This window comes from Pararhizobium polonicum (assembly GCF_001687365.1).
GTDB lineage: Bacteria > Pseudomonadota > Alphaproteobacteria > Rhizobiales > Rhizobiaceae > Pararhizobium > Pararhizobium polonicum.
This window is the reverse complement of the sequence record NZ_LGLV01000020.1, coordinates 34,891-48,552: the sequence shown is the minus strand read 5'-3', so window position 1 is coordinate 48,552 and position 13,662 is coordinate 34,891. Positions and strand designations below refer to the sequence as shown.

The 13,662-nt window shown below is 61.2% G+C and carries 14 protein-coding genes; 5 read left to right on the top strand and 9 right to left on the bottom strand.

Going from position 1 to position 13,662, the window contains the following annotated elements; translation table 11 throughout:
* Positions 1-13 precede the first annotated feature (13 nt).
* Positions 14-583 carry an NADPH-dependent FMN reductase gene (locus ADU59_RS26825; protein ID WP_068958432.1) on the bottom strand — a complete coding sequence of 190 codons (570 nt, stop codon included), beginning with the start codon at positions 581-583 and terminating at the stop codon, positions 14-16.
* Between the two features lie 74 nt (positions 584-657).
* Between ADU59_RS26825 and soxR the strand changes: the two genes are divergently transcribed.
* Positions 658-1,173: a redox-sensitive transcriptional activator SoxR gene (gene soxR, locus ADU59_RS26820; protein WP_068958429.1), complete on the top strand. Its 516-nt coding sequence runs from the start codon at positions 658-660 to the stop codon at positions 1,171-1,173.
* A gap of 47 nt (positions 1,174-1,220) precedes the next feature.
* Here the strand turns inward: soxR and ADU59_RS26815 are convergent, their stop codons facing one another.
* Entirely contained in the window at positions 1,221-1,481 is a 261-nt protein-coding gene (locus ADU59_RS26815) for a hypothetical protein (protein WP_068958427.1), read from the bottom strand.
* A 311-nt stretch (positions 1,482-1,792) separates the two neighbouring features.
* On the opposite strand from ADU59_RS26815, the gene hemF reads away from it, so the two are divergent.
* Positions 1,793-2,704, top strand: coding sequence for an oxygen-dependent coproporphyrinogen oxidase (gene hemF / locus ADU59_RS26810; RefSeq protein WP_068958425.1), 912 nt, complete (start codon positions 1,793-1,795; stop codon positions 2,702-2,704).
* Positions 2,705-2,779: 75 nt separating this feature from the next.
* Here hemF and ADU59_RS26805 read toward each other — a convergent pair whose 3' ends face one another.
* On the bottom strand, positions 2,780-3,046 hold the full coding sequence (locus ADU59_RS26805) for a hypothetical protein (RefSeq protein ID WP_068958423.1): 267 nt from the start codon (positions 3,044-3,046) through the stop codon (positions 2,780-2,782).
* Positions 3,047-3,203: 157 nt separating this feature from the next.
* Here ADU59_RS26805 and ADU59_RS26800 point away from each other — a divergent pair, with 157 nt between their 5' ends.
* Entirely contained in the window at positions 3,204-3,467 is a 264-nt protein-coding gene (locus ADU59_RS26800; RefSeq protein WP_068958421.1) for a BON domain-containing protein, read from the top strand.
* Here the strand turns inward: ADU59_RS26800 and ADU59_RS26795 are convergent, their stop codons facing one another.
* The 4 genes from ADU59_RS26795 to ADU59_RS26780 all read right to left on the bottom strand — a co-directional run bounded on the left by ADU59_RS26795 (position 3,468) and on the right by ADU59_RS26780 (position 7,762).
* Complete coding sequence (locus tag ADU59_RS26795) at positions 3,468-4,082, bottom strand: ABC-type transport auxiliary lipoprotein family protein (RefSeq protein ID WP_068958419.1); 615 nt, start codon at positions 4,080-4,082, stop codon at positions 3,468-3,470. It abuts the gene before it with no gap.
* A 213-nt stretch (positions 4,083-4,295) separates the two neighbouring features.
* Positions 4,296-5,666 carry an MlaD family protein gene (locus ADU59_RS26790; protein ID WP_068958417.1) on the bottom strand — a complete coding sequence of 457 codons (1,371 nt, stop codon included), beginning with the start codon at positions 5,664-5,666 and terminating at the stop codon, positions 4,296-4,298.
* A gap of 105 nt (positions 5,667-5,771) precedes the next feature.
* Positions 5,772-6,608: an ABC transporter ATP-binding protein gene (locus ADU59_RS26785; RefSeq protein ID WP_425332062.1), complete on the bottom strand. Its 837-nt coding sequence runs from the start codon at positions 6,606-6,608 to the stop codon at positions 5,772-5,774.
* Positions 6,609-6,619: 11 nt separating this feature from the next.
* The gene (locus ADU59_RS26780) at positions 6,620-7,762 is read right to left on the bottom strand and encodes an MlaE family ABC transporter permease (protein WP_099050948.1); all 1,143 of its coding nucleotides are present in this window, start codon (positions 7,760-7,762) and stop codon (positions 6,620-6,622) included.
* A 141-nt stretch (positions 7,763-7,903) separates the two neighbouring features.
* Here ADU59_RS26780 and dgcA point away from each other — a divergent pair, with 141 nt between their 5' ends.
* The gene (gene dgcA, locus ADU59_RS26775) at positions 7,904-8,887 is read left to right on the top strand and encodes an N-acetyl-D-Glu racemase DgcA (protein ID WP_068958411.1); all 984 of its coding nucleotides are present in this window, start codon (positions 7,904-7,906) and stop codon (positions 8,885-8,887) included.
* On the opposite strand, the gene ADU59_RS26770 is transcribed toward dgcA, so the two are convergent.
* Together ADU59_RS26770 and ADU59_RS26765 are read right to left on the bottom strand one after the other, a co-directional pair.
* On the bottom strand, positions 8,839-10,059 hold the full coding sequence (locus tag ADU59_RS26770) for an MFS transporter (RefSeq protein WP_068958409.1): 1,221 nt from the start codon (positions 10,057-10,059) through the stop codon (positions 8,839-8,841). The genes dgcA and ADU59_RS26770 overlap by 49 nt on opposite strands.
* A gap of 92 nt (positions 10,060-10,151) precedes the next feature.
* Entirely contained in the window at positions 10,152-10,991 is an 840-nt protein-coding gene (locus ADU59_RS26765; protein WP_068958407.1) for a UDP-2,3-diacylglucosamine diphosphatase, read from the bottom strand.
* A 205-nt stretch (positions 10,992-11,196) separates the two neighbouring features.
* Between ADU59_RS26765 and ADU59_RS26760 the strand changes: the two genes are divergently transcribed.
* Positions 11,197-13,509 carry an NADP-dependent malic enzyme gene (locus ADU59_RS26760; RefSeq protein WP_068958405.1) on the top strand — a complete coding sequence of 771 codons (2,313 nt, stop codon included), beginning with the start codon at positions 11,197-11,199 and terminating at the stop codon, positions 13,507-13,509.
* The last annotated feature ends 153 nt before the right edge of the window (positions 13,510-13,662 follow it).

Genomic DNA, 13,662 nt, shown 5'->3' with positions numbered 1-13,662 from the left:
CTGCCGGCTTTTCTCACGCGGCGACCTCGCCATAGGCATTTTCAACCCGCGCGGCCTTCAGCGCCCTTGCCCACCATTTCAGCCGCCGCAACATCACCGTCAGCGCGGCCTTGGCCTCCGCCGGCTTGAACAGGTTTCCGGCCTCGTCGAACTGCGCCCAGGCATTGGCGAAACTGACACTGTCGCGGAGTGTAACGGCATGCAGTTCGGCGAACACCTGGCGCAGCTGCTCGACCGCCCGCAATCCGCCCGAGACGCCGCCATAGGAGATGAAACCGACAGGCTTTGCATGCCAGGGCTCGTAGCAACTATCGATCAGCTCTTTCAGCGCCGCCGGATAACCATGATTATACTCCGGCGTCACGACGATGAAGGCATCGGCTTCACCGATCTTGACCTCCAGTGCAGCTTCGCTCACCGCTGCGTTCTCGGCCGGTCCCTTGAGTTGGAGCGGATCGATCAGGATGACGCGGACACCGCTTTCGGCCCAGAGTTCGGTCAGGGTCCAGTTGACGATCGTATCGCAAAAGCGGCCCTGGCGTGTGCTGCCATAGACGATGGCGATGGTCATTTTTTCGTTCATAGTTGCGAATGCTCCATTGTTGAACCCGTGGAACTCACGGTATAAGATCTCAACTAAACTTGAGGTCAAGAGCCATGCCGGAAAAAAATCGAAACGATCTGCTGCGCCGTGAACTGAGCGTCGGAGAGGTCGCCGCACGCAGCGGCGTGGCGGTTTCCACCCTGCATTTCTACGAGACCAAGGGCCTGATCAAAAGCATGCGCAGCCAGGGCAACCAGCGCCGCTATCCGCGCAACGTGCTGCGCCGCATCGCCGTCATCAAGATTGCTCAGCGCACCGGCATACCGCTCGCCGATATCCAGAGAGAGCTCTCCACCCTGCCCGACGACCGCCAATTGCTGGCAAGTGACTGGGCCCACCTGTCGGAACACTGGAAGGCGGACCTGAACGAGCGGATCGCCAAGCTGACCGCGCTGCGCGACCAGCTGACTTCCTGCATCGGCTGCGGTTGTCTTTCGATGCGGGACTGTCCGCTACGCAATCCCGATGACGCCTATTCGCAGGCGGGTACAGGCGCCTATCTGCTCGAGCATGCAGGCGAAGCGGACAGCGCCGGAGCCTGCCAGGCGCCAAAACCGGATGCGCTCTGAGGTCACCTCTATCGCTTGGCAAGCGCAGTCCCGGCGTCTTTCAGACATCAATCGGCGCTGGGCAGGCGTCGCATGGTGAATTCGATCTCGTCGCCGTCAAGCTGACGCCAGCTTTCGACCTCGGTCCAATAAGCCGCCTTCGGCCAGGCATCGAACCATTCCTGTGCCTTTTCCCGGGCATGGACACGGTCGAGCCGGAACGTTTCGCGCACGAACAATCCGTCGCTGCGAGCGGGTTTGCCATTGCGGTGCCGGGCGATCTGACGTTTCAACCCGTCGAGCGGCGGCCCTGCCGGAATCCTTGCCATAAGCTCACCTTTCGCCAGTTGAGCCTCGAAACCGAAGATAGGGAGATATTGCCGCTTTTGCCAGCCGGAATTTCATTGCCCCGCCCTGCGGCAGACTGACCGGGAGCACGCTCGACCGTTGCCAGAGATGGCAAAAATATGAACTGTCAGCCAATATGCGAATCGGCGGTTTCGGGCCGCTCCGGCTGCATGTCACCCAAAAATGCGCAGCGGCTTTGGGACCACGGCATAGATAAGACAAAGAAATGAAGCACGGCGGCGCCCAACGCATTCATGCGACGCGCTTTACCCGCCAAACAGGATCACTTTTCATGGAACGACCGAACCTGCCGCAGGGATTGCCCGCGGATATCGAGGACAAGAAAGCCAAAGCCACGGCATGGTTCCAATCCCTGCGCGACACCATCTGCGCTGCGTTCGAAACCATCGAGGACGAACTGGCAGGCCCGCTGTCCGACCGCGAACCGGGCCGTTTCATGGCCAGGGACTGGCTGCGCGACGAAGGCGCCGGCGGTGGCGGCCGCATGTCGATGATGGAAGGCCGCGTCTTTGAAAAGGTCGGCGTCCATACGTCGACGGTCCACGGCGAATTCTCGCCGGAATTCCGCAGCCAGATCCCCGGCGCCAATGAGGACCCGACCTTCTGGGCCTCCGGAATTTCGCTGATCGCTCATCCGGTCAATCCCAATGTGCCCGCCGTGCACATGAACACCCGCATGGTCGTCACCACCAGCCACTGGTTCGGCGGCGGCGCCGATTTGACACCGGTGCTCGATCGCCGCCGCACGCAGACCGATCCCGATACGATGCTGTTTCATCGCGGCATGGAGATCGCCTGCAAGCGCCACGAAGTTGCCGACTATCCGCGTTTCAAGCAGTGGTGCGACGAGTATTTTTTCCTGAAACATCGCAACGAGGCGCGTGGCGTCGGCGGCATCTTCTTCGACTGGCAGCATTCGGATGACGAAAAGGGCGGCTGGGACGCCGATTTTGCCTTCACCCAGGATGTCGGCAAGGCCTTCAGCCTGATCTATTCGAAGATCGTGCGGGCCAACTTCAACAAATCATGGACGGAAGAAGACCGCGACGAGCAATTGGTGCGCCGTGGCCGCTATGTCGAATTCAACCTGCTTTACGACCGGGGAACGATCTTCGGCCTGAAGACCGGCGGAAATGTCGATTCGATCCTGTCGTCGCTGCCGCCGGTGGTCCGCTGGCCCTGATGCAGGTCCTCTTTCCAGACGAAAGACCCGGCCGCGCAAACGGCCGGGTCTTTCGTTGAGTGCAACGCCGGGGGATCAGTCGCAGATTCTGATCTTCTTGATGCGCAGGTTGCCCCACTTGTCCCAGCGCTTCACCTTCTGGATGTAGCAGGACGGCTCGTAATATCCGCCACCGTAGTAGCCACCGCCATAGTAGCCGGTATCGAAGAACCCGATCGAAAACCCGCCGCCGTGATGATGGCCATGGTGCCGGTGATGGCCATGACCGCCGGCCTGCGAGGGGGTGGCAAACGAAAGGGCGGCGACGGCGGCGATGGCGGCGGAAATGATGAACTTGCGCATGATGGCTTCTCCTCTGTTGGTTGCTGATGAGGTTGTCTCATCCAGTGACCCAACACTCTCATGAGCCGCTTATCCGCGCTGTTTCGAATGGAACAGGCCCGAACAAAAGCGTTTCAGCCGCGTTATCGGCAGACAACCGAAACCGGAGAACGGAGCCATGGTCTTCAAGGAACGCACATTTTACGGCGAGCCACCCGAAGGGACTGTTCCTCCGGATCAGGCCGACCTTGAAACCCGGGTTGCCAATTGCCTGGCGACGGTGGACGGGCTCGATGCATCGGATGTTTCGGTGGTGTCGAAGGGAAACACGATCCTGCTGGCGGGCACGGTTGCCACCGCCGTGGAGGCGACAAGAGCGGAGGACGCCGCAAGGAGCATTGCCGGCGTCGCAGAGGTCGTCAACCGGATTGCGGTTAGCTGATCAGATGGCCTTCAGCGTCCAGCGGACGATATCGGCGGCGACCTGGGCAAAAGCCCCGTCAAGGGCTGTGACGAACGCGGGCGCTCCGCTGCCACGCACCGGCATGGTGGCGCGAAAAGCTTTCTGCACGCCGACAGTGCCGTTGCGATCGTTGAGGATCTTGGCAAAAATCTCGACGATGGCGGTGTTTCCCCCCACCGTCGATATTTCGAACGACCGGATTTCGGTGATCACCTGATAGTCGATGGCGAGCCCCTCGCCCGGCTTGCCGACACCACCGATCTTGCCGGTATTCTCGAACGCCTGCACCAGCTTGGCCTGAACCATCTTCGGAAGACGGTCGCTCCACTGCGATTTGGCGAGATACTGGATTTCAGAGCCGGACAGCCGGATGACGACCTGATCGCTGTCGAGCGCCTTCAGCGCCGTCGGCTCGGGAACGAGAATCTGCTTGGCAGTGGACGACGGGCCTTCGATGATCGGCGAAGCGGACAGGCTGTAGGTATCGTTGCTCGCCTTGCTGGCGCAGGCCGACAGCGCAGCCGCAAGAACGAAGATTGTGCAGGCCCGGATCAATCCTGCCTTTCGACCACTCGCAACGCCGGGAAAATTCATTTCAAACACGATCCTTCGCCAATCAGCAGCAACTTAGAGGCTGATCCGGCCAAAACAAATCAAAAAAGCGCCCAACCCGGGACAGATACGGTAAAAACCTGGCGAGGCTTGCAGCCGTGCCACGCAAACCGGACGCATTGCAAGGCCATACCCGATTCGCGGTTCCGGCCGGCAGAAATCACAGGCCTGAACGGACAACGTGACATCAAGGCGTCAACGGCGCGTGCGCCCGTCATACTGCTTCACGGTTTCGCCGCCGAACAGCAGCCGCTGCGGATCCTTGTCGAAGGTGGAGAGCGTGGTGTCCAGCGTGTTCACGGTGCGCCGCGTGTCGCTCACCAGAGCCTCGATATCGCGCAATCCGGAACCGGAGAACCGCTTCAGGTTCTCGGCGATCGGGCCGATCTGCGCATTCAGATTGTCGGCAAACTTGCGGAAGGAATCGAGTGTCGCGCGGGCATCGGCCGAGAGCGACGGCGCGTCCGCATCGCCAAGGAAGCCGTCGAGCTTGACGAGAATCCCATCGACGCGGCTGGAAGCGGCATTCAGCTTGCTGGCCGTCTGGGTCACGTCGGTGATCATCTGGTCGATATCCTTCTGACGGCCCTTGATCCGATCGGCGAGCTCAGCAATCGAGGCAACTGCCTTGCGGGCATCGGCACTGGCTGCCGAGACGTCGTTGACGACGCCGGTCACCTTCTGGCTGTCGACGGCCGCGATCAGCGTATCGACGCGATCGAGCGTCGCCGTCGCCTTTTCGCCGAAACGCTCATAGGTCTCGGCCGTCTTCTTGAACGAGGCGATGGTATCGGCAACGCCGCCGGAGGCAGCACTCAGGTCGTTGCTCATCTTCTCGACATTGCTGACGATGTGATCGATCTTCTTCGGATCGACGGATTTCACCAGCGTGTCCGCCGCCGAAAGGGTCGAATCAAGCTTGACCGAAGCAGCGGTGATCGAGGTGGACAGAGCGCTGACGCTCTTGAGGAACTGATCGATGCCTTGCGAATTGTCGGCAAGCGACTTGGTAAAGCGCTCGGCGTTGGAAATCGTGGCGGTCAGCGGTCCGCGCACATCCTTGACGAATCCCTGAATGTCACCGATCGCGCCATTCGCACGGTCGAGAATCTTGTCGGCGGTGGCAAGCAGGCTGGTGACGCTGGACTGATCGGCCGTCATCTGGGCCGAATTTCCGGTCTCCAGCGCCTTCTGCAGGATGTTTTCCTCACCCTTGTTGCCGCCGCTGAGTTCGATATAGGCAGCACCGGTGAGGCCCTGGATTTCCAGCGTCGCCGTAGTCGACTTCAAGACCGGCGCATCGGCGGACACCTCGGTCACGGCAACCGAATAGCGCGGATCGTTGGAATTGATCGCCAGATTGCGGACAGAACCGACAGGAATACCGTTGAAGCGCACCGGCGAACCGACGCTCAGGCCGTTGGCCGATCCGGGAATGCTGATCACCAGCTCCACCATTTCGCCGCTGCGGCCATACTGGGACATCCAGTAGACGAAGCCGAAGGCCGCGAAGATGACCATGACGGTGAAAAATCCGACGATGGTGTAGTTGGCTTTTGTTTCCATTGCTACCGGTACCCTTGGGGGACGCCGCCACTGCGGCTCCTTGCTTCAATCAAATTACTCGGCTTCAATCACATCACTCACGCAGCACTTGAAAGCACTGCGTCTTCAGGAAGCCTGCTTATCGTCCTCGCGGACAATCGAGCGCGCCCGCTTGCCCTGGAAATAGGACTTCACCCACGCATCGTCGCAGGCCAGCATGTCCTCGATCGTGCCTTCGACCAGAACCCGTTTTTCCCCCAGCACCGCGATCCGGTCGCAGACCGAAAACAGGCTGTCGAGATCGTGAGTCACCATATACACGGTCAATCCCAGGGTGTCGCGCAGTTTGGCAATCAGGTTGTCGAACTCCGCAGCCCCGATCGGATCAAGACCGGAGGTCGGCTCGTCGAGGAAAACCAGATCCGGATCGAGAGCCAGCGCGCGGGCCAGAGCAGCGCGCTTGATCATGCCCCCGGACAGTTCGGAGGGGAACTTTTCGGCCGCTTCCGGCGCCAGTCCCACCATGTCGATCTTCAGCCGCGCAAGCTCGTCCATCAGTTCCTGCGGCAGGTTGAGATATTCCCGCATCGGCACCTGGATGTTCTCCTTGACCGTCAGCGCCGAAAACAGCGCGCCGTGCTGGAACAGCACGCCGAGACGCATGTCGAGCTCCATGCGCTCCTCTTCGCTGACTGCATCATATTCGGCACCGAGAATCTTGATCGACCCGGAGCGGCGCGGCAGAAGCCGCAGCACGGTGCGCATCAGCACCGACTTTCCGGTGCCGGACGCACCGACGAAACCGAGGATTTCGCCGCGGTAGATATCGAGATTGAGCTTGTCGAGAACGATATTGGAGCCGAATCCGACCGTCAGGTCCTGCACCGACAGGACGATCTCCGAACCGCCTTCGCGGCGCTCCTCTTCCGCCGCCGTCCTGTCATCTCTGGTCTGCACCGGCAAAATCTCCCCCATCAGAAATTGATCGACGCATAGAAAATAGCAAACAGGCCATCGACGAGAATAACCACAAAGATCGACGTCACCACCGATTGCGTCACGTGCTTGCCGAGTGATTCGGCGCTGCCACCGACCTTCAGGCCTTCGACGGCGGCGACAACACCGATGATCAACGCCATGAACGGCGCCTTGATCATGCCGGCCAGCACCGAGGAGAAATCAACCGCCTCCTGCAGACGTGCGAGGAAGGTGGCGAAGGTGATGCCGGAATAACTCCAGGTCACCACGGCAGCCCCGGTCAGGGCCGAGAAATTGGCGATGATCGTCAAAAGCGGCAGCGCCACGGTCAGCGCAACGAGCCGCGGGAACACCAGGACGCCGATCGGGCTGAGGCCCATGACCTTGAGCGCGTCGATTTCCTCGCGCATCTTCATCGAGCCGATTTCAGCGGTGATCGCGCTGCCGGACCGGCCGGCGATCATGATCGCCGTCAACAGCACGCCGATCTCGCGCAGCTGCAGAATGCCGACCAGATCGACGACGAACAGCTCGGCACCGAAATAGCGCAACTGGAAGGCCCCCTGCTGGGCGATGATCGCGCCGATCAGAAAGGACATCAGCGTGATGATCGGTACGGCCTGTACGCCCATACGGTCGATCTGGTTGACGATTGCCGCCGGCGACAAGCCGCTGTGACGTCCGAGCTTCAGCTGCGCGCCGCGAACGGCAGAGCCGAGAATGAACATCGCCGCGATCGTGTCTCCCCAGGCCGACATCACCGCCGCGCCGATCGGGGTAAAGAAACGCACAAACAGAGAATCGGATGGCTTGCTCTCTTCAGCTGGCTCCGGCAACTCTTCGGGAAGAGCGCTCAAAAGCTCGATATAGCGCGGCTTGTCGCTGGTCAGCGTCGCATCGCCGATTCTGTTCATGAATCGGCGGATGACCCAGGCGCCGGCCGTGTCCATCGCGGTCACGGCGCTTAGATCGACATTTCCCGCCGGCCCGCCCGCGGACGCAAGCTCATCGAGCCGCGGCATGACCGTGTGAATGGAGACGCACCGCCAATCACCGCTGAAACGGTAAATCCGGGACCCGTCCTTGCCAGCCTCATCGAGCTGCACGTCGGTGTCGGTTTTCTCTTGGGAACGCGTCACGTCTGTTGGGTCTTCCGGAGATGGCTGCATTTGATAAAACGTCAGCGACTCATAGCCGCTCGAACCCCATCTGTCACCGATTGAAACGTTTCCGTACCAAACGGGTCCGCCGCTGAGATATCGATGCCACAGGAGAAGCCCATGCCCCGTTTCATGAAAACCGCTGTCGAACACTTTCCGATCGCCGGGAGCTTTACGATTTCACGCGGCAGCAAGACGACAGCCTCCGTGGTCACCTGCCGTCTTTCCCACGATGTCTCCACCGGAGCCGGCGAATGCGTTCCCTATGCGCGCTACGGCGAAACCATTGACAGCGTGCTGGCCGAGATCGAGGCGATCCGGCCGCGGGTCGAAGCCGGGATCGATCGGGAGGAACTGCGGCAAACGATGAAGGCAGGTGCCGCACGCAACGCCGTCGATTGCGCGCTCTGGGACCTTGAAGCGAAACTGTCAGGCAAGCGCGCCTTCATCCTCGCCAACCTTGCCGAGCCCGGCCCGCTGACTACCGCCTACACGATTTCGCTCGGGGAGCCGGAGACGATGGCGGCACAAGCAGAGCAATATGCCCATCGCGCACTTCTCAAGGTCAAGGTCGGAACGGCCGATGACGCCTCGCGCATCCGCGCCGTCCGGGCCGCAGCGCCAGCCAGTGCCATCATCCTTGATGCCAACGAAGGCTGGACGGAAGACAATCTCGCCTATCATTTCGCCGCCTGCGCCGAATCGGGCGTTTCCCTCATCGAACAGCCCCTGCCCGCCGGCAAGGACGGCCTGCTCGCATCCGTTCCCCGCCCCGTTCCGGTCTGCGCCGACGAAAGCGTTCACAAGACCGGGGACCTGCCGAAACTCGCCGGGCTCTACGACGCCGTCAACATCAAGCTCGACAAGACGGGCGGCCTGACCGAGGCGCTGCGGATGCGCGATGCGGCCAGAGCACTCAACCTGAAAATCATGGTCGGCTGCATGGTCGGCACCTCGCTCGGCATGGCGCCGGCGGTGCTGCTGGCGCAAGGGGCCGATTTCGTCGACCTCGACGGGCCATTGCTGCTGGCCCGTGACCGCGAACCCGGCCTGCGCTACGAGGCGTCGCTGGTGTTCCCGCCTCTGCCCGATCTCTGGGGCTGAAGATACCAGGCCGCCAGCGCCGAACCGCAGCCGACGAGCGCGACCACCGACATCGAGTAGAAACCATGGACGCCGAACCAGGTATAGAAATAGCCGGAGGTGAAGGTGAAGATCGCCGAGAACACGCCGGTATAGAAGAAATACAGCCCCTGCGCGGAGGCTTCCTGTTCCTCCGAGACGCGCCGGACCAGAATGTTCTGCATGCCCGTATGCATGATCGCATAGGTGAAGGCGTGAAAACACTGCAGGGCGAAATAGCCCCAGAAACCGAGATCCATCGGAAAGACGATCCAGCGCACGACGGCAAGGCCGCAGCCGGAAAAGATCATCGTCCACAGGCTGAACCGGCGGATGATCATCCTGGCGCAGAAAAACATCGCCACCTCGGCCGCGACACCGGCGCTCCACAGGAGCCCGATCTGCGTTCCTGAAAAGCCGATGTGCTGCCAGTAGATCGCCGAGAAGGCAAACAGCATCGCATGGCTGCCGTTGACCAGCGTCACGCCGATCAGGAGCAATTGCAGATCGAGTTTCCGCAGGGCTTTCGGCGGCGGCTCGGTCAGCGCCGTCAAGGTCGATGGCCGGCGTGGCCGCCCGACATGCGGCGCGATGAAGGTTAACAGGATCATCAGCACGAAACCGCCGGCCATGGCGGGCAGCACGATCGAGCCGCCATGCAGGCCGATCATCACGCCTCCGAACATCGTCGCCCCGATGAAGGCAACGGAGCCCCAGACACGCATGGTCGCATAGTCATATCCCCAGCGCCGCACGCCGGTGAGTGCAATCGCCTCGACGATCGGCACATAGGGCGAATAGACCCCGCCCTGCAGCGCATAGATGATCAGCACGAACCAGAAGCTGTGGGACACGAACAAAGCCAGCGCCGTCAGCAGCGACAGCACCGCCGACCAGATCAGCACCTTGGCACGCTCGCCGATCCTGTCAGCCAAAAGCCCGACCAGCGGCGCGGTGATAACCCGCACGAACATCGGCACCGCCAGGATGATGCCGATCTCGAAATCGTTCAGCGACAGCGTGCTTAGCCAGACCGGAAAATACGGCATGGCAAAGCCGTTGACGACCAAAGGCGCGCAGAAGAGCAAGGCGATGCGCGGCACGAAATAGGGTGGCGCTTCCTCGCGGTAAGGAGGCGGAGACGAGGGAATCATGGGAGGACCTGATGAATACGCCCATGATTTATCACAGCGGCTTGGAGCGGCGCCAGAAGCTAGATTTCCCGACAGCCTCTGTGCGCGCAGTTTTATGCCGCCTGTTGCGAAAGAGCCCGCGCCATGATCGCCTCCACCTCGGCCGTGTCCTCGCGAACGGCGGGAACGCCGCTCAGCTGGCTCCAGGTGATCAGTTCCATCGTGCCATCGTGATGCTCGGCAATCGCCGTGCAGCTTTCCACCCAGTCGCCGGTGTTGATGTAGCGGATACCGCCGATATCCTCGATCACCGCATGATGGATGTGGCCGCAAATCACCCCGTCGGCATTTTCGCGCCGCGCCTCGTCGGCAACGACCTGCTGGAACTCACCGATGAAATTGACCGCGTGCTTGACCTGCAGCTTCGCCCAGGCGGAAAACGACCAGTAGGGCAGACCGAGACGCCGGCGAACGGCCGACAGTCCGATATTGATCAGGATTGCCATGTCATAGGCCCAGTCGCCGAGATAGGCGAGCAGCCGCGCGTTGCGCACCACGACATCGAACTCATCACCATGCAGCACCAGGTATTTGCGGCCGTCGGCACTCTCGTGCATGTGGCGCTGCGCCACCTCGATCCCGCCGAAATGCACGCCCGGGAAATCGCGCATGAATTCGTCGTGATTGCCGGGGATATAGATGATGCGGCTACCCTTGCGGGCTTTCCGCAACAGCTTCTGGACGACGTCGTTGCAGGCCTGCGGCCAGTACCAGCTGCGCTTCAGCCGCCATCCGTCGACGATATCGCCGACCAGGATGATCGTTTCGGCTTCGGTGACGCGCAGGAAATCGAGCAGATAATCGGTCTTGGATGCCTTGGATCCCAGATGAACGTCGGAAATGAACAGGGTTCTGAAATGCCTGATGGCTTCAACGTGCTCTTTCTCGGTCATGCTGCCTCGCAACGGTCTATCGGCCTCTCTTCAGGCCCCTCAAAAACAGACTCTTGTTTCAGGAGAATGACAGCCTGTGGAACCAGCCATTGACCGGGAGAAACACGTGTTCGGGAAAACCGGGGATAAACGGTCGGTTCGAAACTGTACGAGGCGGCCGTTTCATGCAAAAAGAGCCGCGACGAACAGGTAGGGATAGACAAAGATGAGCACCGGCGACAAGGCCAAGACCCCAGCGGCTCCCGCAAGCGGCGATCTCGATGAACAGGCACTGTTCTTCCATCGTTACCCGCGCCCCGGCAAGCTCGAGATCCAGCCGACCAAGCCGCTCGGCAACCAGCGCGACCTGGCGCTCGCCTATTCTCCGGGCGTCGCAGCCCCTTGCCTTGCGATCCGCGACGATCCATCGACCGCCGCCGACTATACGGCACGTGCCAATCTGGTCGCGGTCGTCTCGAACGGAACGGCCGTGCTCGGGCTCGGCAATATCGGCCCACTGGCCTCCAAGCCGGTGATGGAAGGCAAGGCCGTCCTCTTCAAGAAATTCGCCGGCATCGATGTTTTCGACATCGAGATCGACGCGCCCGAAATCGACCAGATGGTCAATGTCATCTCCGCGCTGGAGCCGACCTTCGGCGGCATCAACCTGGAAGACATCAAGGCGCCGGAATGTTTCGAGGTCGAACGCCGGCTGCGCGAGAAGATGGATATCCCGGTTTTCCACGACGATCAGCACGGAACCGCGATCATCGTCGCAGCCGCCATTCTCAACGGCCTTGAACTGGCCGGCAAGGACATCGCCAAGGCAAAGATCGTCACCTCGGGTGCGGGCGCTGCCGCTCTTGCCTGCCTCAACCTGCTGGTCACGCTCGGTGCTCAGCGTGAAAACATCTGGGTGCACGACCTCGAAGGCCTGGTCTATGTCGGCCGCGAGGTTCTGATGGACCAGTGGAAGTCGATCTACGCGCAGGACAGCGAAAACCGCGTGCTGGCCGACAGCATTGCCGGTGCCGACGTCTTCCTCGGCCTGTCGGCGGCCGGCGTCCTGAAGCCGGAGCTTCTGGTCCAGATGGCGGAAAAACCTCTGATCATGGCGCTCGCCAACCCCAATCCCGAGATCATGCCGGAATTGGCGCGCGCAGCCCGTCCCGATGCGATGATCTGCACCGGCCGCTCGGACTTTCCAAACCAGGTCAACAACGTCCTGTGCTTCCCCTATATCTTCCGCGGCGCGCTCGATTGCGGCGCCCGCACGATCAACGAGGAAATGAAGATGGCCGCCGTGCGCGCCATCGCCGCCCTTGCCCGCGAGGAACCGTCCGATGTTGCCGCCCGCGCCTATTCCGGTGAAACGCCGGTCTTCGGCCCGGACTATCTGATCCCCTCGCCCTTCGACCAGCGGTTGATTCTGCGCATTGCGCCGGCCGTCGCCAAGGCCGCCGCCGACAGCGGCGTCGCCAACCGGCCGATCACCGATTTCGACGCCTATCTCGATCAGCTCAACCGCTTCGTCTTCCGCTCCGGCTTCATCATGAAGCCGATCTTCGCTGCCGCCAAGAATGCGCAGAAGAACCGCGTGATCTTCTCCGAAGGCGAAGACGAGCGTGTCCTGCGCGCCGCCCAGGTGCTGCTCGAAGACGGAACGGCCCGCCCGATCCTGATCGGCCGCCCCCACATCATCGAGACCCGGCTGAAGCGCTACGGTCTGCGCATCCGCCCGGACACCGACTTCGAAGTGATCAATCCGGAAGGCGATCCGCGTTTCCGCGATTATGTCGACGAGTATTTCGCACTGGTCGGCCGCCTCGGCGTCATCCCGGAAGCCGCCCGCACGATCGTCAGAACCAACCAGACGGTCATCGGCGCGCTGGCGCTGCGGCGCGGCGAAGCCGATGCGCTGATCTGCGGTGTCGAAGGCCGCTACAGCGCCCACCTGCGGGCCGTTTCGCAGATCATCGGCAAACGCGAAGGCGTACTCGACTTTTCCGGCCTCAGCCTGTTGATTTCACAGCGCGGCGCGACATTCCTCACCGACACCTACGTCACCTTCAACCCGACGGCGGAGGAAATCGCCGAGAAGACGGTGTTGGCCGCCCAGGAAATCCGCCGGTTCGGCATTACCCCGCGCGCAGCGCTGGTCTCCCATTCGAACTTCGGTTCGCGGGATTCGGAAAGCGCCTTCAAGATGCGCAAGGCGATGCAGCTGGTTCGCGAACTGGCGCCGGATCTGGAAGCCGATGGCGAAATGCACGGGGATTCCGCCATCTCGGAAATCCTGCGCAAGCGTGTGATGCCCGACAGCACGCTAGCCGGTGAAGCCAACCTGCTCGTCTTCCCCAATCTCGACGCAGCCAACATCACGCTCGGCGTGGTCAAGACGATGACCGACAGCCTGCATGTCGGACCGATCCTTCTGGGAACGGCTCTGCCTGCCCATATCCTGTCGCCGTCGGTTACCTCGCGCGGCGTCGTCAACATGGCCGCTCTCGCCGTCGTGGAAGCATCGTACCCGGCGTAATTCAGCACAGACTGAGCCGGCCCGGAGCCGGCTCAGTCTATTCATAAAATTGATCAAAATTACAATTTATAGTTTAATGTATTAAAATTACACAGTTAACCAAAGATTGCACTGGACAAAGACTTAAACCGTTACCATGCTAAAATACCTAAA

Coding starts and splice junctions, on each gene's coding strand:
- ADU59_RS26825 (WP_068958432.1), bottom strand. CDS start 583: ATGAACGAAAAAATGACCATCGCCATCGTCTATGGCAGCACACGCCAG.
- soxR (WP_068958429.1), top strand. CDS start 658: ATGCCGGAAAAAAATCGAAACGATCTGCTGCGCCGTGAACTGAGCGTC.
- ADU59_RS26815 (WP_068958427.1), bottom strand. CDS start 1,481: ATGGCAAGGATTCCGGCAGGGCCGCCGCTCGACGGGTTGAAACGTCAG.
- hemF (WP_068958425.1), top strand. CDS start 1,793: ATGGAACGACCGAACCTGCCGCAGGGATTGCCCGCGGATATCGAGGAC.
- ADU59_RS26805 (WP_068958423.1), bottom strand. CDS start 3,046: ATGCGCAAGTTCATCATTTCCGCCGCCATCGCCGCCGTCGCCGCCCTT.
- ADU59_RS26800 (WP_068958421.1), top strand. CDS start 3,204: ATGGTCTTCAAGGAACGCACATTTTACGGCGAGCCACCCGAAGGGACT.
- ADU59_RS26795 (WP_068958419.1), bottom strand. CDS start 4,082: ATGAATTTTCCCGGCGTTGCGAGTGGTCGAAAGGCAGGATTGATCCGG.
- ADU59_RS26790 (WP_068958417.1), bottom strand. CDS start 5,666: ATGGAAACAAAAGCCAACTACACCATCGTCGGATTTTTCACCGTCATG.
- dgcA (WP_068958411.1), top strand. CDS start 7,904: ATGCCCCGTTTCATGAAAACCGCTGTCGAACACTTTCCGATCGCCGGG.
- ADU59_RS26770 (WP_068958409.1), bottom strand. CDS start 10,059: ATGATTCCCTCGTCTCCGCCTCCTTACCGCGAGGAAGCGCCACCCTAT.
- ADU59_RS26765 (WP_068958407.1), bottom strand. CDS start 10,991: ATGACCGAGAAAGAGCACGTTGAAGCCATCAGGCATTTCAGAACCCTG.
- ADU59_RS26760 (WP_068958405.1), top strand. CDS start 11,197: ATGAGCACCGGCGACAAGGCCAAGACCCCAGCGGCTCCCGCAAGCGGC.